The following is a 19,247-nucleotide window of genomic DNA, read 5'->3' as shown; positions in this document are numbered from 1 at the left end:
ATTGTTGGCTTTTGCAGGCGCACAATTCCTGCAAATTTCGGCACGGCAAGTGCTGGCCAAGCAGGTTTCCTGCAAAAATCCTGGCCATGAGCACTGAACTCACCCTCGACGCCATCGATCTGCGCGTGCTTCGCGCGCTGCAGGCCAATGGCCGCGCCACGTACGACGAACTGGCGGGCGAAGTGAGCCTGTCTCCGTCGGCCACCCTGCGGCGCGTCAAGCGGCTCGAGGACGCGGGTGTGATCGGCAGCTATGTGGCGCTGGTGCGGCCCGAGCGCGTGGGGCTCACGCTCACGGCCTACCTCAATGTGCGCCTGGAAAAGCACACCGACTCGCACAAGCGCAGCCCCATGGACGCGTTTCGCGCGTCAATCCAGGGCTGGCCCGAAGTGGTGGAATGCCACGCCCTGACGGGCGAGATGGACTACCTGCTGCGCGTGGTGGTGGCCGACATGGCGCACTACTCGCGCTTCGTGATGGACACGCTGCTCAAGCACCCCAGCGTGCAGGACTGCAAGACCAGCTTCGTGCTGGACCGGGTCAAGAGCACCACCGCGCTGCCCATCTGAGCGGCGGCGGCGACCCGCTTCAGAGCACCGCGCTGGACCAGGCCATGCGGCGCAGCATCTCGGTGTTGCGCGCCGTCTCGGCCTCGCGCAGGCTGCGCGCCGCGCGCGCGGCGCTGTAGGCCACGTAGGCTTCATTCACGCGTTGCTCCCAGCCGGCCCGGTCGGCGGCTGCCGATCCGAACTCATCGCCCGCGGGGCCCGCACCCAGCCCTGCCTGGGCAAGAATTTTTGCTTTCTGTTCGATGGTGAGCATGGCAACGGACCGATGAGGACAGTGGACGCCGGCGAGCTTCGAGGCTTGAAGTCGAATGCCTTTGGACGGCGGACTTTTTGAATGCATCGAAGATAGCAACGACTGTCTCAATTCGTATCGGCCAGGCGGCGTATGAAAAGTCGGTGATTGCCTACAAAGCCCCAAGGGCCCGGATTTCCTGCGGCGCGCGCTCAGGCTGGGGCGCGAGCCAGGTTGCCTTCCCACCCGGGCATCCACTGCACGAGATAGTCCGCAAAGCCAGCGGCCGATGGCGACAGCGGGCGCCTGGCTGATTGATACAGGCACACGCTGCGGATCGCCTCGGGCTGCACCACGGGCCGCATCTGCAGCCCGAAATGCCGCGCCAGCGGCGCCACGTAGGCTGGCGCCAGCGTGGCCACCTGGCCCTGCGCCGCGATGCCCAGCGCGGTCGAAAGGTGGTCCACCACGGCCACGGGCGCGATGCGCTCGCCCTCGGGCACGTTCACGCGCATCATGGCCACGCTGCGCTCGTGGTCCCGCCCCGCGGCGACGAGTGCATGGCCCTGCAGTTCCTTCCAGCGCACCTTCGGGCGCCGCGCCAGCGCATGCGTGGGCGCGCACCACAGCACCCATGGGCTGTCGAACAGCGGCTGGCAGCGCACGTCATCGCCGGTCGCGCGGTCCGGGCCGATGGCCAGGTCCACGTCACCCGAGGCCACGGCCTCGACCATCGCGTCCACGGCGAGGTCGTGGATGTTCACGATGACCTTGGGCCGCTGCTGCGCATAGGCGCCCATGGCCGCCGGCAGGGCGGTGGCCGCGATCACCTGCGGCGCGCCCACGCGCACGCGCCCTGCCGCGCGGTCGCGCACGTCGGCGGCGGCGCTTTCGGCGGCCCGCACGTGGCGCAGCGCGGTCTGCACCGGCGCGAGGAAGTCGCGCCCCGCGCTCGACAGCGCCACGCGGCGCGTCGTGCGCTCGAAGATGCGAAAGCCCACACCGGCCTCCAGTTCGCCCACGAGCTGGCTCACGGCCTGGGCGCTCAGCCCCAGGCGGTCGGCGGCGGCGGCAAAGCTCATCAGTTCGGCCACGGCGCTGCAGGCTTCGAGCTGGCGCAGGGTGAAGCGGGTCAAAGGCATGCGCAATTATCAATCCAGGGTTGATAACTGCCCATCAACAATCGCTTGTTCTCAGGCAATGGCGCACCCACACTGGCGGCCTTCCAACCCCTGTTGGATGCCTCTTGGAGACACAGCCATGCTCGATGCCGCCACCCACCAGGCGCTCGCCCGGGAACTGCACGAATCCGAAGCTTCGCGCCAGCCCATCACGCAGTTCTCTCGCCGCCACCCCGGCATGCAGATCGAGGACAGCTACGCGATCCAGCGCGCCTGGATGCAGATCAAGCGTGCCCAAGGCCGCCGCGTGGTGGGCCACAAGATCGGCCTGACTTCGCGCGCCATGCAATTGGCCTCGCAGATCACCGAGCCCGACTACGGCACGCTGCTGGACGACATGGTCATCGAGCCCGGCAGCGAGCTGCCCGCCGCGCGCTTTCTGGTGCCGCGGCTGGAGGTGGAGTTCGCCTTCGTGCTGGCGCGCCCGCTCAAGGGCGCGCACGTCACGCTCATCGACGTGCTCAACGCCACCGACTATGTGGTGCCCGCGCTGGAGCTGATCGACGCGCGCATCGAGCAGTTCGACCGCGAGACCCGGGCGCCGCGCAAGGTGCTGGACACCATTGCGGACAACGCGGCCAACGCCGCCATCGTGATGGGCGGCCGCCCGATGCGCCCCGACGCCGTGGACTGGCGCTGGGCCGGTGCGCTGCTGTTCAAGAACGGCGTGGTGGAGGAATCGGGCCTGGGTGCTGCCGTGCTCAACCACCCGGGCAACGGCGTGGCCTGGCTGGCGAAGAAGCTGGCCGCCTTCGACCAGGGCCTGGAGGCCGGCGAGATCGTGCTGGGCGGCTCCTTCACACGGCCCGTGCCCTGCGCGGCGGGCGACGTCTTCCATGCGGACTACGGGCCGCTGGGTTCCATTTCACTGCGCTTCGTCTGAAGAGGCTCTTTTTTTGATATGACTGCTGCACTGGACATCGCGGGCATCGCCGTTTCGCCCGATCACTACATCGACGGCCGGCGCGTGCCCAGCGCCGAACGTTTTGCCCTGCACTCCCCCATCGACCAGCGCCTGCTGGGCGAAGTCTGCGAAGGCGGCGAGGCCGAGGTGGAAGCCGCCATCGCCGCTGCCGCGAAGGCCTTCCCGGCCTGGAGCGCAATGACGGCCGCCGAGCGCCTGCCGTACCTGGAGCGCTTTGCCGAAGAGATCGGCAGGCGCGCCGAAGCGTTCTGCCAGCTGGAGAGCAACGACGCGGGCGTGCTGCTTTCGCGCATGCAGCATGGCGTGGTGCCCCGCGCCATGCTCAACATCCGCTGGTTCGCGCAGCATGCGCTGGACTTGCAGAACCGCCCCATCGAAACCGAGCAGGCCACGCACCGCGTGCGGCATGACGCGGCCGGCATCGTGGTGGTGATCACCCCGTGGAACGCGCCGCTGATGCTGTCGACCTGGAAGCTGGGCCCGGCCCTGGCCGCGGGCAACACCTGCATCCTGAAGCCACCGGAATGGGCGCCGCTGACCTGCTCGCTGCTGGCCGATGCGGCCCATGCGGCCGGCCTGCCGCCGGGCGTGTTCAACGTGGTGCAGGGCTCGGGCGCGAACACCGGCGCCAGGCTGGTGGCCGATCCGCGCATCGCGCGCGTGTCCTTCACGGGCTCGGTGCCCACGGCGCGGCGCATTGCGCAGGCGGCCGGCGCCAACCTCGTGCCCTGCAGCCTGGAGCTGGGTGGCAAGAGCCCCTTCATCGTGCTGGAAGACGCAGACCTCGACGGCGCGGCCGCCACCGCGGCGCTGATGTACCGCAACGCGGGCCAGGTCTGCCTGGCCGGCACGCGCCTGCTGGTTCACGAACGCATCGCCGATGCCTTTACGGCCGCGCTGCGCGCGAACGTGCAAAAGCTCAATGTGGGCGACCCGCGCGAGGCCGGCACCGAAGTGGGGCCGATCATCCACCCGCGCCAGCTCGAGCGCGTGGCCGGTTTTGTGGAGCGCGCGGTGGCCGACGGCGCCACCTTGCTGTGGGGCGGCGCGCGGCATGCCTTCGGCGCGCAGTACTACCAGCCCACCCTGCTGACCGATGTGAAGCAGGACAGCGAAATCGTGCAGAACGAGGTTTTCGGCCCGGTGCTCACGCTGCAGACCTTTTCCAGCGACGAGGAGGCCATCGCCCTGGCCAACGGCACCGACTACGGCCTGGGCGGCGTGTGCTACGGCGAAACCGAACACGCCGCTGCCGTGGCCGAGCGCGTGCGCACGGGCTTCATCTGGGTCAACAGTTTCGGCATCCGCGACCTGGCCGCGCCCTTCGGCGGCATCAAGCGCAGCGGCGTGGGCCGCGAGGGCGGCGACTGGAGCTTCGAGTTCTTCTGCGACGTGAAGGACGTGGTGCTGCCCAGGAAGCCCTTCAAGGCCAGCTTCTCTCACCGTTGAACGGAGATACGCAAGATGGGAAAGATCGTCGGCGCGGCCCTGGTGTCGCACCACCCGGGGCTGATGCAGTGCGAGGAGTTCCGCCGCCTGCAGGGCGCGGGTGAGGACTCGGACCTGATCGCGGGCTATGCGCGGCTTCGGCAGAAGATCGAAGCGGCGCAGCCCGACGTGGTCATGATCTTCGATTCGCACTGGTTCACCACGGGCTACCACCTGGTCGATGCCGGTGCGCACTACAGCGGCACCTATCTCTCAGACGAGATGCCCTGGTACCTGCACGGCGTGCCCTACGACTACCGCGGTCTGCCCGCGCTGGCCGTGGCCATCGAGGACGTCTCGCGCGAGATGCGCGGCTACCACCGCGCCATCAGCCACCCCGACCTGGGCCGGCAGTACCCCACCATCAACCTCGTCAAGCAACTGCGGCTGGAAGGCGCGGGGTTGCCGGTGGTCACGGTGAGCAGTTGCCAGAACTGCGAATGGCCGCAGTTCCTCGACTCGGGCACCGTGATCGGCGAGGCCATCCGGCGCAGCGGGCTGCGCGTGCTGCTGCTGGCTTCCGGCGCGCTCTCGCACAGGTTCAACGGCATCGACTGGAAGCCCATGCACCCGCGCATCTTCCACGAAAGCAATGTCTCGCGGCCCGAAAACATCGCGAGCGACAAGCAGGCGATCGAGCTGTTCAAGCAAGGCCGGCACGACCTGATCCTCGAGCGCTGGGACGAGGACTACCGCAGGAAGCCCTGGGAGGCCTTCGGCGCGCATTACCTGCAGATGCTGGGCGCGCTGGGCGGCGCCAGCTGCCGCGCCCGCGGCGAACAGCTTTCCGACTACGAGAACGCCCGCGGCACGGGCAATGTCCACATCTGGTTCGACACCGTCGAGCCCACCCGCAAGGTCCAGGCATGAACTTCGAATTCCCGATCCAGGCGCTTCCGGCCGTGATGCAAGGCCCGCGCGTGGAGCGCCGCCGCGTGCTGATCGGTGGCTCGGCCTTCTGGGGCACGATCATCGAGCCCGGCGAGCAGGCCGGCCCGGCGGGCCATCTGCGGCTGGACGACGGCCGCGTGCTGGACCCGGCCACCCTGCCCCATCTGCCGCCGGTGCAGCCCAGCAAGATCATCGCGGTGCACATCAGCTACCGCTCGCGCAGCATCGAGACGCGCAACAAGGACAGGCCCACCGACACGCCCACCTACTTCACCAAGCCGCCCACCTCGCTCAACGGCCATGGCGGGCAGATCCTCAAGCCCGAGGACTGCAAGTACCTCAACTACGAAGGCGAGTACGCCGTGGTCATCGGCCGCACCTGCCGCAACGTGACACCCGACGAGGCCTGGGACTTCATCGAAGGCTTCTGCCCCGCGCTGGACATGGGCCTGCAGGACTTTCGCGACACCGACCAGGGCAGCATGCTGCGCGTCAAGGGTGCCGACACGCTGCTGCCCATCGGCCCCGGCCTGGTACGCGGCGTGGACCTGTTCGCGCAGACCCTGCGCACCCGCGTCAATGGCCAGGTGGTGCAGGAGGCGCACATCGGCGAGGAGACGATCTGGGGTCCGCACTACGTGATCGCCGACATCGCGCGCCACATCACCCTGGTGCCCGGCGACGTGATCCTGATGGGCACGCCCTGCCATTCGCGCTCCATCGACGCAGGCGACGTGGTGGCGTGCGAGATCACGGGGCTGGGGCATTTGTCTGGCACGGTCACCGCCATCGCAGCGCCGCGTGCGGCTGCGCTGGGCGTGGGCCATGCCCCCACCGACACGCCTGAGGTGCGCCGCGTGGCGCTGGGTTTTGACGAGCGCGTGCCGGAGGTGCTCAAGCAAGGGTTGGAGCGGGCGCGCAGCCGCGCACAGGAATGATGGTTCGTGCTGGCGCAGCGCCCTCGCCTGATGGCGTAGGGCCCTGGCCGGACCGCCCGCTACTGCCAATCAAACACCGCGCCTAAGCCACCACCGGCGCACCCACCGCCGCCCTCAGCCAGGCCACCAGCCGCGTGCCGCCGGCGCCAGAGACGATCTGCATCCCGCCCCCCAGCCGCTCGATGCGCGCGTGCATGCTGCCCAGGCCCAGCCCGCCGATCAGCTGCTGCGCGATCTGCACGTCGAAGCCCACGCCGTCGTCCTCCACCACCAGTTGCAGGCCGCCGGGTGCACCGGCCGGCGACATGCGCACCGTCAGATGGCGCGCCCGGCTGTGCTTGACCACGTTGGTCAGCGCCTCTTCCAGCAAGCGCGTCAGCCCCAGCGCCTGCCGCGCCGACAAGGGCGCGGGCCAGTGCGGCGGCACCTGCCACTGGCAGCGCACGCCCATTTCGTCGAACAGCCTGCCAAAGCGGTGGCGGATCGGCGCCAGCCACTGCGCGGGCTCATCGGGCACGGCCGCCGCAGCGCTGCCATGCGTGTCGATGATCTGGCGCAGGTCGTCGCGCAGCGACTTGAACATCGACAGGTAATGCTGGCGCTGCAGATCCGAGCCCGAGCGCTCCACCAGCGCCACCGAGCGCACCAGCGAACTGCCCAGGCCGTCGTGCAGCTCGTGGGCCACGCGCAGCCGCTCGTGCAGGCGCACGTTGTCCAGCTCCAGCGCGTGTTCGCGCTCCAGCGTCTGGCGCAGGCCCTCGCGCGCCAGACGCACCTGCGAAGCCAGCTCGCCATTGAAGCGCTCCACCTGGCGCAGCGTGCGCGTGAAATGGCCGGCCAGCACCAGCGACATGCCCAGCGTGATCATCAGGGCCGTCACCGGCGTCCAGGGCGGGCCCTCGCCCAGCACGCCCACGACCATCAACGCGTCGTGCACGGCCGGCGCCAGAAAGCCCGCGCAGCAGGCCGCCAGCAGCAGATGTTCGAGCTCGCGCGTGCGCAGCAATGCATGCACGATGAACTGCACGCACACCGAAAGGATCAGCAGCACGCAGGCCACGAACACCACCCAGGTCGCCGTGCCGATGGCCGGTGCCGACAGGCACAGGATGGCGATGGCACTCAGCGCGCACGCGCCAGCCAGCGCACGCACGCGCCAGGGCCGCAGCAGGCCGCCAAAGTGCCACAGGAACATCGAGAAGCCGCCCGCATAGGCCACCAGCCACAGCGTGATCCAGCGCGGCCAACTGCCCAGGCTGGTGAAGGGCCAGGGTGTTTCGATCAGCACGTTGTTCAGCCCCACCATCACCCAGGCCAGCGCCGTGAAGGCATACCAGCCATAGGCTTTCTCCCCGCGCCGCAGCAGCCACAGCATGAAGAAGAACACGCCCAGCGTGGCCGAGATCAGCACGTTGGCGCCGGGCAGCACGCGCCGGTACAACTGCTGGCTTTGCGCCAGGGCCAGGGCCTCCTTCGCCTGCGCGACGACCACCGTGCCCAGGCCCGAGCCCTGGTCGGCCGCGCCCACCACCTGCACCCAGAAGCGGTTGAGCCCGGGCTGCAGCCCGTCGGCCGGCAACGCGAAGGCGCGCGGCATGTTCCAGCTTCGGCTCAGCGGCTCCACGAGGTTCTGGTCGCGCCACAGCAGGCCATCGTTGAGGCGGATCACGCCGGCCATGTTGACGTAGCTGAACGATGCGCCCAGCGGCTGCGCTTTGCTGTCGCAGCCACCGGCCCGCCAGTCGATGCGGTACCAGACCACGCCGTCGAAGGCGGGCCAGCGCGATTGCCAGCGGTCGGGCAGGCTCACCGGCACCCAGCCCTCGGCGGGTGCGGGCGCTTCGATGCCGCTGGCCGGCGCGGCGCGTGCGGCCCAGACGCCTTCGATCCGCGGCGCGCAGCCCGTCGCTTCAGGCCCGGGGCTCTGCGCCTGCGCCTGCGCGAATGGGAAGAGAAGAAGGAGGAACAGCCACCTCAGGCCAGCCAGCCACGCGTGCGCGCTTCGTGCACGGCGCGCGTGCGCGTGGAAACCGCCAGCTTGCGGTAGATGTGCTTGATGTGGCATTCGACGGTGTGGCGCGAAAGAAAGACGGTTTCGGCGATTTCGCGGTTGGTCATGCCCTGCGCGACCATGCGCAGGATCTCGTTTTCGCGCGACGTCAGCGCCCCCTCCTCCAGCCGGTCCGGGCTGCTGGCGGGCGCCTTGGAAAGGTCGAGGATACGGCGCGCGATGAAGGGGTCGATGGGCGCGCCGCCGCGCAGCACGCTGCGCACGGCCAGCACCAGCTCCAGGTCGTCGCGCTCCTTGAGCACATAGCCCGTGGCGCCGGCACGCAGGGCCGTGAGGATGCGCTCCTCGGTGCTCCAGGCCGAGATCACGAGGATGCCCAGGCCCGGGTCGTCGGCGCGCAACTCGGCGATCAGTTCCACCCCGCTGCCGTCGGGCAGGCCCAGGTCCACCAGCGCCAGCGCATGCGGCTGCTGCGCCGCCTGGGCCCGCGCCTGGGCCAGCGAGGTTGTGAACACCAGCGCGTCGTCGGTGTAGCCCAACTGGCCCAGGATGCGCTGAAGGCGCTCGCGCATCAGCGCGTCGTCCTCCACGATCAGCACCGGGGCCGGCAGGGCCGGGCCCATGGCCCCGATCAGGCTCTGGCGTTCATCGGGAGGCAAGGGAGGGTTCATCGAAGGAAGCGAGAGCGCGGCGATGGCGAAAGCAGACCGACGGTGGCGGCGGCGCCACCCCTGGGGCCAGTGTGCCCAAGGCAGCCGGTCCATCCTATCCCTGGAACTGGGGATATTGGCCGGCCGGCGCCGCGCGCGGACACAGCCGCTGCGGCTCCTTCAGGGCCGATCCACCGCGCGGCCCAGGGGCCGGCGCCAGTAGACGTAGGTCCACAGCGGCTCGAAGCCCGTGCGTGCGTAGAGCGCGCGGGCGAGCTGGTTCTCGATCTCCACCTGCAGGAAGGCGCGCGTGACGCCGCGCGCCAGCGCGGCCTGGCCCATGGCGGCCAGCACGCGCCGCGCGTAGCCGCGGCCGCGGTACATGGGGCGGGTGCGCATGCCGTGCACGCCGGCCCAGCCTTCGGCAAAGCAGGCGCAGCCCACGGCGGCCACGCAGCCGGCGCCGCTCTCGCCCTCGGGCACGCGCAGGCTCACGTACACGGCGTCCTGTGCGCGCTGCAGCAGGCGCACGCGGTGCGCGCCGTCCACCGCGTCGAAACCCTCGCCCAGGTAGACGCGCGACCAGTCGGCCTGCGGTTGCAGGTCCACCTGCACGCCGGTGGCGTCGCCGCTGTCGGCCATGCGCCGGGTTTCGCCCTGCATCACCAGCGTGGGCTGCGTGGGCGTGTAGCCGCGCTCGCGCAGTGCGGCACCGAATTCGGCGAAGGCGGTGCCTTCCACCGGCAGCCTGAACACCGGCGCCAGGCCCTGCGCGGCATAGCGCGCCTCGATCTGCGGCAGCAGCGCCAGCGCGGGCGGCTCGTGCGTCAGCGGCACGGCGCTGTGGGCGCGGCCCACGGTCCCGCTGTCCAGCGGCAGCAGCCAGCCCGGCAGTTGATCCAGCGTATCGGGCGGCACGGCCGCGACCGTGGCACGCTCGATGGATTCGATCAGGGAAGACGACATGGGCCTATTGTGCGGGCGGGCGGGCCTGCGCGAGCCGGCAAGCGCAGCGAAGCGGCCTGGGGGCTGTTTACTTCCCGAGGTCGATCGCGTAGACCGCGTAGCTGCCCGTGCCGCCGTTGACGCCGGTATCGTCCGCGCGGTCCACGCGGATGTTGCTCAGGCCGGCGGCCTGGGCCACGCCCAGCGCGTCCTTGCCCGACTTGAACAGCACCTTGCCGGCCGTCGGCACCGTGGTGAAGCGCCAGCTGCGGGCTGCGCCGTCGTTCACGCGCTGCAGGTTCTGCCGCGTCTTCACGTAGTTCAGCACCACTTCGCGGTTCGCGTCGGGGCCGGCCCAGATGATGTCGAAGCTCTTGCCCGTGCCCAGGATGAAGCGCGCGCTGCTGTTGGCCCGGTAGTTGTTGGTGGCGATGATGAACTCCTGCGTGGCACTCATCGGCGCGCCCTTGTAGCGCAGGTTCTTGATGCGCTCGCCGCCCAGGCTGGGGTTGTTGACGTTGTATTTGGGCTGCGTCACGTCGATCTCATACGAGATGTCCGGCGTGGTGAAGACGTCGAAGTTGTAGCCCGGGAAGGACGAGCCGGGCTGCACGCCGGTCTTGCTGTCGTTGATGATCCACTGGTCTTCGGTCTTGGCCGGATCGATCTGGTTGAAGCGGTTGGCCGCGTTCTCCAGCCACATCTTGACCTGCGCGCCATTGACCTTCACGGCGTGGATGGTGTTGTTGTCGTACAGGTACAGGTCGGCCGCGTTGGCCACGGTCATAGTGCCGGCGGCCACGTCGGTGTAATCGCCTGCATTGCCATAGCCGGCCTTGAACGGCGCGGTCACCGACAGCACGGGCAGGCCGGCGTATTGCGGCAGGTTGTTCTGCACGTAGTTGGCCACATGCGCCTGCTGTGCCTGGTTGACCACCTGCAGCGCGGTCACGTCGCCCATGTCCGCGAACAGCGTGCTCAGGCGGAAGTCCGTGGTGCCGATGGGCGAAGTGACGTACGTGCGGGTCTTCTGATGCAGCTCTTCCACCGCATTGACCACCTGCGCATCCGAGGCCACGTACTCGCTGCCGTTCTGGATGTTGCGCACCTGCACGTCGGTCTTGTCCGCGTCCACGCTCCACTTGGCCGTGGCGCCGTCCCACTTGAGCGAGTACTTGATCAGGCCGATGGCCTTGCCCCACGAGCTGGGCATCACCGCCGGCACGCCATGCACGGTGCCCTTGGCGTTGTCGGTGCCGGCGAAGCTGTAGACCGGGTTGGTGCCGCGATCGGGGAACACGCCGTGCTGGTGCCCCATGATCAGGCCGTCGATGCCCTCCACCTGCTCGGCGATGTGGGCGCCGGGGTTCTCCATGCCGTCGGAGTGCTCGCCGTCCTGCATGCCACCGTGCAGCAGCACGAAGACCAGGTCGGCGCCGTTGCTGCGCGCCTCGGCCACGTACTTCCTGGCCGAAGCCACGCCATCCTGCGTGCTGATCTTGCCCTCGAGCTTGTCCTTGTCCCAGTTCAGGATGCCGGGCGTGGTGATGCCCACCACGCCGATCTTGATCGGCCGCGTGACGCTCTGGCCGTCGGCCTGCGTGGCCTTCAGTTCGCGCTCCAGGATCACGTACGGGTCGACCAGCGGCTTGTTGGTCTTGAGACTGGTCACGTTGGCCGTGACCATCGGGAAGCCCGGGCCGTTGGCCTTGATGCCGGCCGCCGGATCCACGCCCTCCACATCCAGGCCGCCGCCGAGGATCTGGTTCAGGAAAGGCAGGCCGAAGTTGAACTCGTGGTTGCCCAGCACGCCCGCGTCGTAGTTCAGCGTGGCCATGGCCTTGTACATGGTCAACTGCTGCGTGGCCGGAATGGGGGCCACCTGGGCTTCGTAGGAGCCGAGCACCGTGCCCTGCACCGTGTCGCCGTTGTCCACCAGCAGCGTGTTGGGAAACTCCTCGCGCGCCTGGCGGATCAGGGTGGCGGTGCGCTCCAGGCCCACCGTCTTGTCCTCGCGGTCGCTGTAGTAGTTGTAGCTGCGCGCGTAGTAGTGCAGATCGGTGGTGCTCAGCAGCGCCAGCTCGGCCGTGGCGCTTTGGGCGGCCGGTGCGGGTGCAGGCGAAGGCGCCGGCGCGGGCGAAGGCGCGGGTGCCGGCAGGATCGGCAGGAAATTGCCGCCGCCATCACCGCCGCCGCAGGCAGCCACGAGTGCGGCACAGGCCGCGGCGATGACAAGGCGCGTCATCGACGCGGGCAAGACGGGATGCTTCATGGGCTTGGGGCTCCTGAGTACTGCGGGTCGCAAGGGCAGCAGTCTGTAAAGCGGCCGTGACAGCCCCATGAATGGCATGCGTGTGCGCAACGCCGGCCCGCCAGCCGACCCTTCGGTGTCGCAAGGCCGTCATGCGCATCTGCGCGACCGTGCCGGCCACAATGCCCGCATGCTCGCACTGCTTCGCACCTTCTCGTGGCAAGAGCTGCGCCATCACCCCTGGCGCAGCGGCGCGGCCGTGCTGGCCGTGATGCTGGGCGTGGCGCTGGCCTTTTCAGTGCACCTGATCAACGCCTCGGCGCTCGACGAGTTCCAGGGCGCGGTGCGCGCCGTCAATGGCCAGCCCGACCTGGAGCTGCGCACGGTGCAGGGGCCGTTGCCCGAATCACTCTACGGCCCCGTGGCTGCGCAGGCGCAGGTGGGTCTGGCCAGCCCCGTGCTTGAAGCCGCCGTGCGCCTGCGCCATGGCAACGCCGCGCCCGTGGCGGTGCGCCTGCTGGGCGTGGACGCGCTGGTGGTGGGCGCGATGGCGCCGGCGCTGGCACCCGTTGCCGACACCGCGCTCGGCGAGCGCCTGGCCCTCGTCTCGCCGGGCCGGCTGTTCCTCAACGCCGCCGCGCGGCAGGCGCTGGCGCTGCAAACAGATCCGCGCGCGCCTTTGCAGATCGACGGCAACGCGCAGGCACTCCAGGTGGCCGGCAGCGTGGCCGCGGGCGGCGAGCCCCTGGCCGTGATGGACATCGGCGCCATGCAGGACCTGCTGGGCCGCGGCGGCGAACTGTCGCGCATCGACATCCGGCTGGCACCGGGCGCCGACGCGCGCGCGCTCACGGCCGCGCTGCAGGCCCTGCCGCAATGGTCCGCGCAATGGCGGCTGGTGCAGCCCGCAGACAGCGCAGCGCGCGTGAGCAATCTTTCGCGCGCCTACCGCGTCAACCTCACGGTGCTGGCGCTGGTGGCCCTGTTCACGGGCGCCTTCCTGGTCTTTTCGGTGCTGGCGCTCAGCGTGGCCAAGCGCGCGCAGCAGTTCGCGCTGCTGGGCGTGCTGGGCCTGGCGCCGCGCGCGCGCCTGCAACTGGTGCTGGCCGAATCGCTGGCACTGGGCGCGCTGGGCAGCGCGGCCGGGCTGGCGCTGGGCACGGTGCTGGCGTGGGCCGCGCTGCGCCTCTTGGGCGGCGACCTGGGCGGCGGCTACTTTGCCGGCGTGGCGCCCAGCCTGCGCTGGAGCACGCCGGCCGCCCTGCTCTATGGCGCGCTGGGCCTGGCGGCCGCGGCCGTGGGCGGCTGGTGGCCCGCGCGGGCCGCGCAGCGCCTGCCCGAAGCCCAGACGCTCAAGGGCCTGAGCGCCACGCAGGGCCGCGGCCAGGGCCCGTGGATCGGCCTGGCGCTGATGGCGCTGGGCGCGCTGCTCACGCAGGCGCCCGTGGTGGCCGGCATTCCGCTGGCGGCGTACCTGTCGGTGGGGCTGCTGCTGGTGGGCGGCATCGCGGCGCTGCCCGCGCTGATCGCCCTGGCCTACGACCGGCTGGCGCCGCTGTTCGCGCACAGCCCGCTGCCACTGCTGGCCGTGGAGCGCGCGCGCCGCATGCGCGGCACGGCGGCCGTGGCCGTGAGCGGCGTGGTCGCCAGCCTGGCCCTGTCGGTGGCGCTCACCGTGATGGTGGCCAGCTTCAGGGATTCGGTCACGCGCTGGCTCGACGTGGTGCTGCCGGCCGACCTGTACCTGCGCGAGGACAGCGGCGGCGGCAACAACAGCACCGGCGAGCGCGCGCCCTTCGACGCCGCGCTGGTGCAGCAGATGGCGCGCCTGCCCGGCGTGGCGCGCGCCAGCGGCACGCGCACGCGCAGCCTGCTGCTCGACCCGGCGCAGCCGGCCGTGGCGCTGGTGGCGCGGCCCATAGCCCGCGGCGATGCCGCGCAATCGCTGCCGCTGGTGGGCGCCGCGCTGCCGGTGCCGCCGGGCCACATCGGCATCTACGTGAGCGAGGCCATGGTCGCGCTGCATGGCGCGCAGCCGGGGCGCGACTTTGCGCCACTGGCGGGTGCGTTCGCGGCGTCCGCAGGGGGAACCACATTCTTCGTAGCCGGCGTGTGGCGCGACTACGTGCGCCAATTCGGCGCGATTGCGCTCGACGGCGACGACTACCGGCGCCTCACGGGCGACACGCGCATCAGCGACATCGCGCTGTGGCTGGCGCCCGGCGCCCAGGAAGCGCAGGTGCAGCAGGCCGCACGTGAACTCGCGCAGGCGCACAGCGGCGCCCTGCTCAGCTTCTCTTCGGTGGCGCAGCTGCGCGCCAACTCGCTGCGCATCTTCGACCGCAGCTTCGCCGTCACCTACTGGCTGCAGGGCGTGGCCATTGCCATCGGCCTGTTCGGCGTGGCCGCCAGCTTCAGCGCGCAGGTGCTGGCGCGGCGCAAGGAATTCGGCCTGCTCGCGCATCTGGGCCTCACGCGCGCGCAGGTGCTGGCCGTGGTGGCCGGCGAAGGCGCAGCCTGGACGGCCATCGGCGCGCTGGCCGGCCTGGGGCTGGGCCTGGCCGTCTCGGCCGTGCTGGTGCATGTGGTCAACCCGCAGAGCTTTCACTGGACCATGGACCTGCGCCTGCCCGCGCTGCGCCTGGCGCTGCTGTGCGCGGCCGTGGTGCTGGCCGGCACGCTCACGGCCTGGCTGGCCGGCCGCGCGGCAGCGGGGCGCGACGCGGTGCTGGCGGTGAAGGAGGATTGGTAGGCCCCCGGGGGCCCGATCGGAACGCGCCCCCTGGGCTGGCACACTCGGGGCCTTCCCGAGCGCGGACAATGCAGCCCTTCCCGGAGGCCTGGCTGGCGGGCCACGACTGTCGCTCGTGCACGAGCCGCCGCCCGACGCTCACCCTCTCCCTCGCCTTTTTTTCGCGCGCCGCCTCGCGGCGCCCTGCCTACATTTCATGTCCACTTCCTCCTGGCTTGCCAACGCCCTGCGCCGCATCGAGGCCGACTACCAGCGCAGCGCCGACACGCACCTGATCCCGCTGGAGCTGCCCATCTTCAGTTCCGCCGGCATCGACCTGTACCTCAAGGACGAATCCACGCACCCCTCGGGTAGCCTCAAGCACCGGCTCGCGCGCTCGCTGTTCCTGTATGCGCTGGTCAACGGCCAGATCCGTGCGGGCACCACCATCGTCGAAGCCTCCAGCGGCTCCACGGCCGTGAGCGAGGCCTATTTCGCGCGCCTGCTGGGCCTGCCCTTCGTGGCCGTGATGCCGCGCAGCACCTCGCCCGAGAAGGTGGCGCAGATCGCCTTCTACGGCGGGCGCAGCCATTTCGTGGACCGGGCCGAGCAGATGTACGACGAGGCGGCGGCGCTGGCCACGCGCCTGGGCGGCCACTACATGGACCAGTTCACCAACGCCGAGCGCGCCACCGACTGGCGCGGCAACAACAACATCGCCGACAGCATGTTCGCGCAGATGGCGCGCGAGCGGCATCCGGTGCCGGCCTGGGTCGTCGTGGGCGCGGGCACGGGCGGCACCAGCGCCACCATCGGCCGCTACACGCGCTACAAGGGCCACGCCACGCAGCTGGCCGTGGCCGATCCCGAGGGCTCGGTCTTCAGCCGCTACCACGCCAGCGGCGACGAGCGCCTGACCGGCACGGGCTCGCGCATCGAAGGCATCGGCCGCCCGCGCGTGGAACCGAGCTTCGTGCGTTCCGTGGTGGACCGCATGATCGAAGTGCCCGACGTGGCCTCGGTCTCGGCCATGCACACGCTGTCGGGCCTGCTGGGGCGCAAGGTGGGGCCCTCCACGGGCACCAACTTCGTGGGCATGCTGGTGCTGGCGCATGAAATGCGCGAGCGCGGCCAGCAGGGCTCCATCCTCTCGCTGCTATGCGATTCAGGCGAGCGCTACCTGCCCACCTACCACGACGCGCAGTGGGTGCAAGAGAACTTCGGCGACTGCACCACGGCGCAGGAACAACTGCGGCTACTGCTGCAGCACGGCTGAGGCCGGGCGCGCGCCCGGCGTGCTCAACTGCCCACGAACTTGCCGCGGGTGTTCAGCAGCATCTGCGCGACGTAGGCACTGCCGCGGCCGCTCTTGTCGAAGGCCAGCGGCCATTCGTCGATGCCCACGGCGCGGCGCTGCTGCACTTCGGTCAGCACCTGCGCGCGCGTGGGCGTGCTGCCCAGCCGCGCGAACATCTGCGCGGCGTAGCGGCCCACCACATAGCCGGCCAGGCTGACGGGCGACGGCGCCTCGTCGAAGTAGCGCGCCAGCGCCTGCCGGTAGCTGAGCACCAGCGGCACGCGGCCCGTGCGCGGGTTGGGCACGCCCTGGGTGAAGACCACCGGCACGCGGTTGTCGGGCACCAGTTGCGTAAAGGTGTTGGGGTCCACGCCCGTGAGGCAGACCACGATGCGCTGCATGCCGTGCGCGCCCAGCCCGCGCACGAACTCGGCCAGCTCCACGCTGGTGCCCATGAACACCAGATGAAAGGGCGTGGCGGCCGGCAGCCGCGACGCGAAGGCCTGCAACCCCTGGCCGTACGCCGGCGCGATGACCCGCATCTTCATCGCCATGCCCGTGACCAGGGCCTGCGTGGCGCCCGCCATGTCCTGGGCCATGCGCGCGTCGGGGTAGACCAGCGCAAGCTCGCCCACGCCCGCCGCCGCCAGGCTCTGCATGGCGTAGCGCAACTGCTGTTCGCGCGAGGCCAGGAAGGTCAGCAGGCGGGTGTCGGCGTCGTGGCGGGTGTCGAAGAGCCAGGGGCCGATGTGCGCCAGGCGCAGGTCCTGCCGCTGGATCTGGTCCATCGCGTGCAGGGCCGTCGTCTCGCCCACCGTGCCCAGCAGCGCGAGCTGCGAGCCGTCCTGCGCCACCGCGCGCAGGGCTTCTGCCACGGCACCGGGCGAGCCGTCGGTCTCGACGGTCGTCAGTTGCGGCAGTTGCGGTTGCGCTTCCTTCAACTGCGCGAAGGCCAGGCGCAGGCCGGTGGAATAGTCGCGCGAGAGCTCCTGCTGGCTCGGGCTCATGTCCAGCAGCTGCGTCACGCGCGGCGCCGGTGCGCTGCCCGCGCGCGTCTGTGCCGACACGCCCTGAAAGCCCAGCAGCAGCGGCGGCGCCGCGCAGGCCAGCGCCGCGCCGCGCAGCAGCGTTCGTCGGCGAGGATGCCCCGACGACGCCAGCGCACCGTGGCCGGCGCCTTGACGCGCCTCCCACCTGATCTGATCCTGATCATCCGCCCTCATGGGCGCCATGATTGCCGTTGCAAATGTCAGTACAAAGACGGTGCGCGCCCCGCGACATCGTGCCCGCGCACAGAATGCGGCATGTCGCCGAGTTCCTCCTTCCCCGCACAGGCGCGGCGCCCTGCGCTGCGCAGGACGCTGCCATGCTGAGCCGCCGCAGTGCCATGCTCGGCGGCGCTGCGCTGCCCGCCTGGGTGCTGGCGGGCCTGGCCCCTGCCCGATCCTGGGCCTTGCCAGCAAGACCGCTGAGCTTCCCGCGCGACTTCGGCAGCCATCCCGAGCTGCGCACCGAATGGTGGTACGTGACCGGCGAAGCCTGGGCCGGCGCGCGGCGCTTCGGCTTCCAGCTCACCTTCTTCCGCTCGCGCGTGGAGGCCGCGCAGGCGCTGCGCTCGGCCTTCGCGGCCAGGCAACTGGTCTTTGCCCATGCCGCGCTCACCGACCTGCAGGGCGGCCGCCTGCTGCACGACCAGCGCATCGCGCGTGCCGGCTTCGGCATTGCCGAGGCCGGCGAGCAGGACACCGACCTGCGCCTGCGCGACTGGCGCCTGCAGCGCGACGCCGCCAGCGGCCATTACCAGGCCAGCCTGCCGGCCGAAGGCTTTGCGCTGCAGTTGCGCTTCGCGCCCACGCAGCCCCTGCTGCTGCAGGGCCAGGCCGGGCTGTCGCGCAAGGGCCCCGAGGCCGCGCAGGCCAGCTACTACTACAGCGAACCGCAGTTGGCCGTCTCGGGCAGCGTGGCGCTGGGCGACGGACGCGCCCTGCCCGTGCAGGGCACCGCCTGGCTGGACCATGAGTGGAGCGAAGCGCTGATGCACCCCGAAGCCGTGGGCTGGGACTGGATCGGCATGAACCTGCACGACGGCAGCGCGCTCACGGCCTTCAGGCTGCGCCGCCGTGACGGCAGTGCGCTGTGGGCCGGCGGTTCGTGGCGCGCCGCGGGCCAGGGTGCGCGCAGCTTCGAGGCCGCGCAGGTGCGCTTCGAGGCGCAGCGCCACTGGCACAGCCCGCGCTCGGGCGCACGCTATCCGGTGCAGTGGCGCGTACACACGCCCGCGGGCGTGTTCGAGGTGCTGAGCCTGCTGGACGACCAGGAGCTGGACAGCCGCAGCTCCACCGGCGCCATCTACTGGGAAGGCCTGAGCGAGCTGCGCGACGCGCGCGGCCAGGCCGTGGGGCGCGGCTACCTGGAGATGACGGGCTACGCCGATCCCTTGCGGCTCTGAACACGCTTTCATCCGGTCACAAGCGCGGGCCCCGCAGGCGACTTTGGCTGACGGGGTGGGCGCAGCGGGCTGCCGATACTGCCGGCTCCATCACAAGCAGCAGTTCCAAGGAGGAATGAGTCATGCCGCATCGCCCCCGCCGCCTTCGGCCCCTCACGGTCATGGCCCTGTGCGCCGCCGCGTTCGTCACCAGCGCCCACGCGCAGAGCGACCGGCAGACTTATGAAAGCACGCTGGAGCGTTCGGCGCGCGTGTGTACGGGCCATTCGCCCGAGCGCAGCACGCCCGGCGTGCGCGCCGTGCCGGTGGGCGCGCTGCGCGTGCTGCTCAAGCATGAGGTGACGCTGTGCCCCGACCGCCGCATCGACGCCGCCACGCCGGTGGTCTGGTACGGCGATGCGCGCGTGTTCGCGTGGAATCCCGAGGCCGCCGACGCCCCCAAGGTGCTGGCCGCGCAGGCCGACGCCATGACGCGCAAGGAAGACTTCCCCACCGGCACGCGGGTCTGGAAGGCCGATGGCAGCGCGGCCCAGGGCGTGACGGTGCCAGCCCTGGAGCTGCGCGCGCGCCCGGCAGCGCGCTACTAGGGCCTGTTCACGCTATTTCAGGGGTCGCGAAGCTCATCCCAGCCCGCCCATCAAGGCGCGCGACGCCGTGCGTGCATGTGCACGCACAAGGAGCGCAACGCC

General features: G+C 70.6%; 16 protein-coding genes. 9 read left to right on the top strand and 7 right to left on the bottom strand.

Translation table 11 applies throughout. The annotated features are described in order from the left end of the window. Positions 1-86: 86 nt before the first annotated feature. Positions 87-569, top strand: a complete 483-nt coding sequence (locus PGB34_RS12895; RefSeq protein WP_271428505.1) for an Lrp/AsnC family transcriptional regulator — start codon at positions 87-89, stop codon at positions 567-569. A gap of 19 nt (positions 570-588) precedes the next feature. On the opposite strand, the gene PGB34_RS12890 is transcribed toward PGB34_RS12895, so the two are convergent. Beyond that, a complete protein-coding gene (locus PGB34_RS12890; protein WP_271428504.1) occupies positions 589-822 on the bottom strand; it encodes a hypothetical protein in 234 nt (77 codons plus the stop codon). Between the two features lie 191 nt (positions 823-1,013). Further along, positions 1,014-1,943, bottom strand: a complete 930-nt coding sequence (locus tag PGB34_RS12885; RefSeq protein ID WP_271428503.1) for a LysR family transcriptional regulator — start codon at positions 1,941-1,943, stop codon at positions 1,014-1,016. 118 nt (positions 1,944-2,061) lie between these two features. Between PGB34_RS12885 and hpaH the strand changes: the two genes are divergently transcribed. From hpaH to PGB34_RS12865, 4 genes are read left to right on the top strand one after another with little or no spacing between them, the layout of a single operon-like run. Further along, on the top strand, positions 2,062-2,865 hold the full coding sequence (gene hpaH / locus PGB34_RS12880) for a 2-oxo-hept-4-ene-1,7-dioate hydratase (RefSeq protein WP_271428502.1): 804 nt from the start codon (positions 2,062-2,064) through the stop codon (positions 2,863-2,865). An 18-nt stretch (positions 2,866-2,883) separates the two neighbouring features. Then, positions 2,884-4,356 carry an aldehyde dehydrogenase family protein gene (locus PGB34_RS12875; protein WP_271428501.1) on the top strand — a complete coding sequence of 491 codons (1,473 nt, stop codon included), beginning with the start codon at positions 2,884-2,886 and terminating at the stop codon, positions 4,354-4,356. 15 nt (positions 4,357-4,371) lie between these two features. Then, complete coding sequence (locus tag PGB34_RS12870; RefSeq protein WP_271428500.1) at positions 4,372-5,265, top strand: DODA-type extradiol aromatic ring-opening family dioxygenase; 894 nt, start codon at positions 4,372-4,374, stop codon at positions 5,263-5,265. After that, a complete protein-coding gene (locus PGB34_RS12865) occupies positions 5,262-6,224 on the top strand; it encodes a fumarylacetoacetate hydrolase family protein (protein ID WP_271428499.1) in 963 nt (320 codons plus the stop codon). The genes PGB34_RS12870 and PGB34_RS12865 overlap by 4 nt, the downstream gene beginning before the upstream one ends. 82 nt (positions 6,225-6,306) lie before the next feature. Here the strand turns inward: PGB34_RS12865 and PGB34_RS12860 are convergent, their stop codons facing one another. The 4 genes from PGB34_RS12860 to PGB34_RS12845 all read right to left on the bottom strand — a co-directional run bounded on the left by PGB34_RS12860 (position 6,307) and on the right by PGB34_RS12845 (position 12,102). Next, a complete protein-coding gene (locus tag PGB34_RS12860; RefSeq protein WP_271428498.1) occupies positions 6,307-8,034 on the bottom strand; it encodes a sensor histidine kinase in 1,728 nt (575 codons plus the stop codon). Between the two features lie 164 nt (positions 8,035-8,198). Continuing rightward, a complete protein-coding gene (locus tag PGB34_RS12855; protein ID WP_271428497.1) occupies positions 8,199-8,906 on the bottom strand; it encodes a response regulator transcription factor in 708 nt (235 codons plus the stop codon). 159 nt (positions 8,907-9,065) lie between these two features. After that, positions 9,066-9,851 (bottom strand): GNAT family N-acetyltransferase, encoded by a 786-nt coding sequence (locus tag PGB34_RS12850; protein ID WP_271428496.1) that lies wholly within the window; start codon positions 9,849-9,851, stop codon positions 9,066-9,068. Positions 9,852-9,918: 67 nt separating this feature from the next. Beyond that, entirely contained in the window at positions 9,919-12,102 is a 2,184-nt protein-coding gene (locus PGB34_RS12845) for a bifunctional 2',3'-cyclic-nucleotide 2'-phosphodiesterase/3'-nucleotidase (RefSeq protein ID WP_271428495.1), read from the bottom strand. Between the two features lie 169 nt (positions 12,103-12,271). Between PGB34_RS12845 and PGB34_RS12840 the strand changes: the two genes are divergently transcribed. Both PGB34_RS12840 and PGB34_RS12835 read left to right on the top strand, forming a co-directional pair. Continuing rightward, positions 12,272-14,833, top strand: a complete 2,562-nt coding sequence (locus PGB34_RS12840; protein WP_271428494.1) for an ABC transporter permease — start codon at positions 12,272-12,274, stop codon at positions 14,831-14,833. A gap of 196 nt (positions 14,834-15,029) precedes the next feature. After that, positions 15,030-16,088: a PLP-dependent cysteine synthase family protein gene (locus PGB34_RS12835; protein ID WP_271428493.1), complete on the top strand. Its 1,059-nt coding sequence runs from the start codon at positions 15,030-15,032 to the stop codon at positions 16,086-16,088. A 23-nt stretch (positions 16,089-16,111) separates the two neighbouring features. Here the strand turns inward: PGB34_RS12835 and PGB34_RS12830 are convergent, their stop codons facing one another. Then, positions 16,112-17,332, bottom strand: a complete 1,221-nt coding sequence (locus tag PGB34_RS12830) for an ABC transporter substrate-binding protein (protein ID WP_271428492.1) — start codon at positions 17,330-17,332, stop codon at positions 16,112-16,114. Positions 17,333-17,475: 143 nt separating this feature from the next. Between PGB34_RS12830 and PGB34_RS12825 the strand changes: the two genes are divergently transcribed. Further along, on the top strand, positions 17,476-18,558 hold the full coding sequence (locus tag PGB34_RS12825) for a lipocalin-like domain-containing protein (RefSeq protein ID WP_408647882.1): 1,083 nt from the start codon (positions 17,476-17,478) through the stop codon (positions 18,556-18,558). Between the two features lie 122 nt (positions 18,559-18,680). Further along, positions 18,681-19,145: a hypothetical protein gene (locus tag PGB34_RS12820; protein WP_271428491.1), complete on the top strand. Its 465-nt coding sequence runs from the start codon at positions 18,681-18,683 to the stop codon at positions 19,143-19,145. The last annotated feature ends 102 nt before the right edge of the window (positions 19,146-19,247 follow it).

The organism is Xenophilus arseniciresistens, assembly GCF_028023875.1.
Taxonomy (GTDB): Bacteria; Pseudomonadota; Gammaproteobacteria; order Burkholderiales; family Burkholderiaceae_C; genus Xenophilus; species Xenophilus arseniciresistens.
This window is presented reverse-complemented; position numbering and strand designations above follow the sequence as displayed.

Bases quoted from the DNA above. Each gene is read 5' to 3' on its own strand.
- PGB34_RS12895 (WP_271428505.1), top strand. From the start codon at position 87: ATGAGCACTGAACTCACCCTCGACGCCATCGATCTGCGCGTGCTTCGC.
- PGB34_RS12890 (WP_271428504.1), bottom strand. From the start codon at position 822: ATGCTCACCATCGAACAGAAAGCAAAAATTCTTGCCCAGGCAGGGCTG.
- PGB34_RS12885 (WP_271428503.1), bottom strand. From the start codon at position 1,943: ATGCCTTTGACCCGCTTCACCCTGCGCCAGCTCGAAGCCTGCAGCGCC.
- hpaH (WP_271428502.1), top strand. From the start codon at position 2,062: ATGCTCGATGCCGCCACCCACCAGGCGCTCGCCCGGGAACTGCACGAA.
- PGB34_RS12875 (WP_271428501.1), top strand. From the start codon at position 2,884: ATGACTGCTGCACTGGACATCGCGGGCATCGCCGTTTCGCCCGATCAC.
- PGB34_RS12870 (WP_271428500.1), top strand. From the start codon at position 4,372: ATGGGAAAGATCGTCGGCGCGGCCCTGGTGTCGCACCACCCGGGGCTG.
- PGB34_RS12865 (WP_271428499.1), top strand. From the start codon at position 5,262: ATGAACTTCGAATTCCCGATCCAGGCGCTTCCGGCCGTGATGCAAGGC.
- PGB34_RS12855 (WP_271428497.1), bottom strand. From the start codon at position 8,906: ATGAACCCTCCCTTGCCTCCCGATGAACGCCAGAGCCTGATCGGGGCC.
- PGB34_RS12850 (WP_271428496.1), bottom strand. From the start codon at position 9,851: ATGTCGTCTTCCCTGATCGAATCCATCGAGCGTGCCACGGTCGCGGCC.
- PGB34_RS12845 (WP_271428495.1), bottom strand. From the start codon at position 12,102: ATGAAGCATCCCGTCTTGCCCGCGTCGATGACGCGCCTTGTCATCGCC.
- PGB34_RS12840 (WP_271428494.1), top strand. From the start codon at position 12,272: ATGCTCGCACTGCTTCGCACCTTCTCGTGGCAAGAGCTGCGCCATCAC.
- PGB34_RS12835 (WP_271428493.1), top strand. From the start codon at position 15,030: ATGTCCACTTCCTCCTGGCTTGCCAACGCCCTGCGCCGCATCGAGGCC.
- PGB34_RS12830 (WP_271428492.1), bottom strand. From the start codon at position 17,332: ATGAGGGCGGATGATCAGGATCAGATCAGGTGGGAGGCGCGTCAAGGC.
- PGB34_RS12825 (WP_408647882.1), top strand. From the start codon at position 17,476: ATGCTGAGCCGCCGCAGTGCCATGCTCGGCGGCGCTGCGCTGCCCGCC.
- PGB34_RS12820 (WP_271428491.1), top strand. From the start codon at position 18,681: ATGCCGCATCGCCCCCGCCGCCTTCGGCCCCTCACGGTCATGGCCCTG.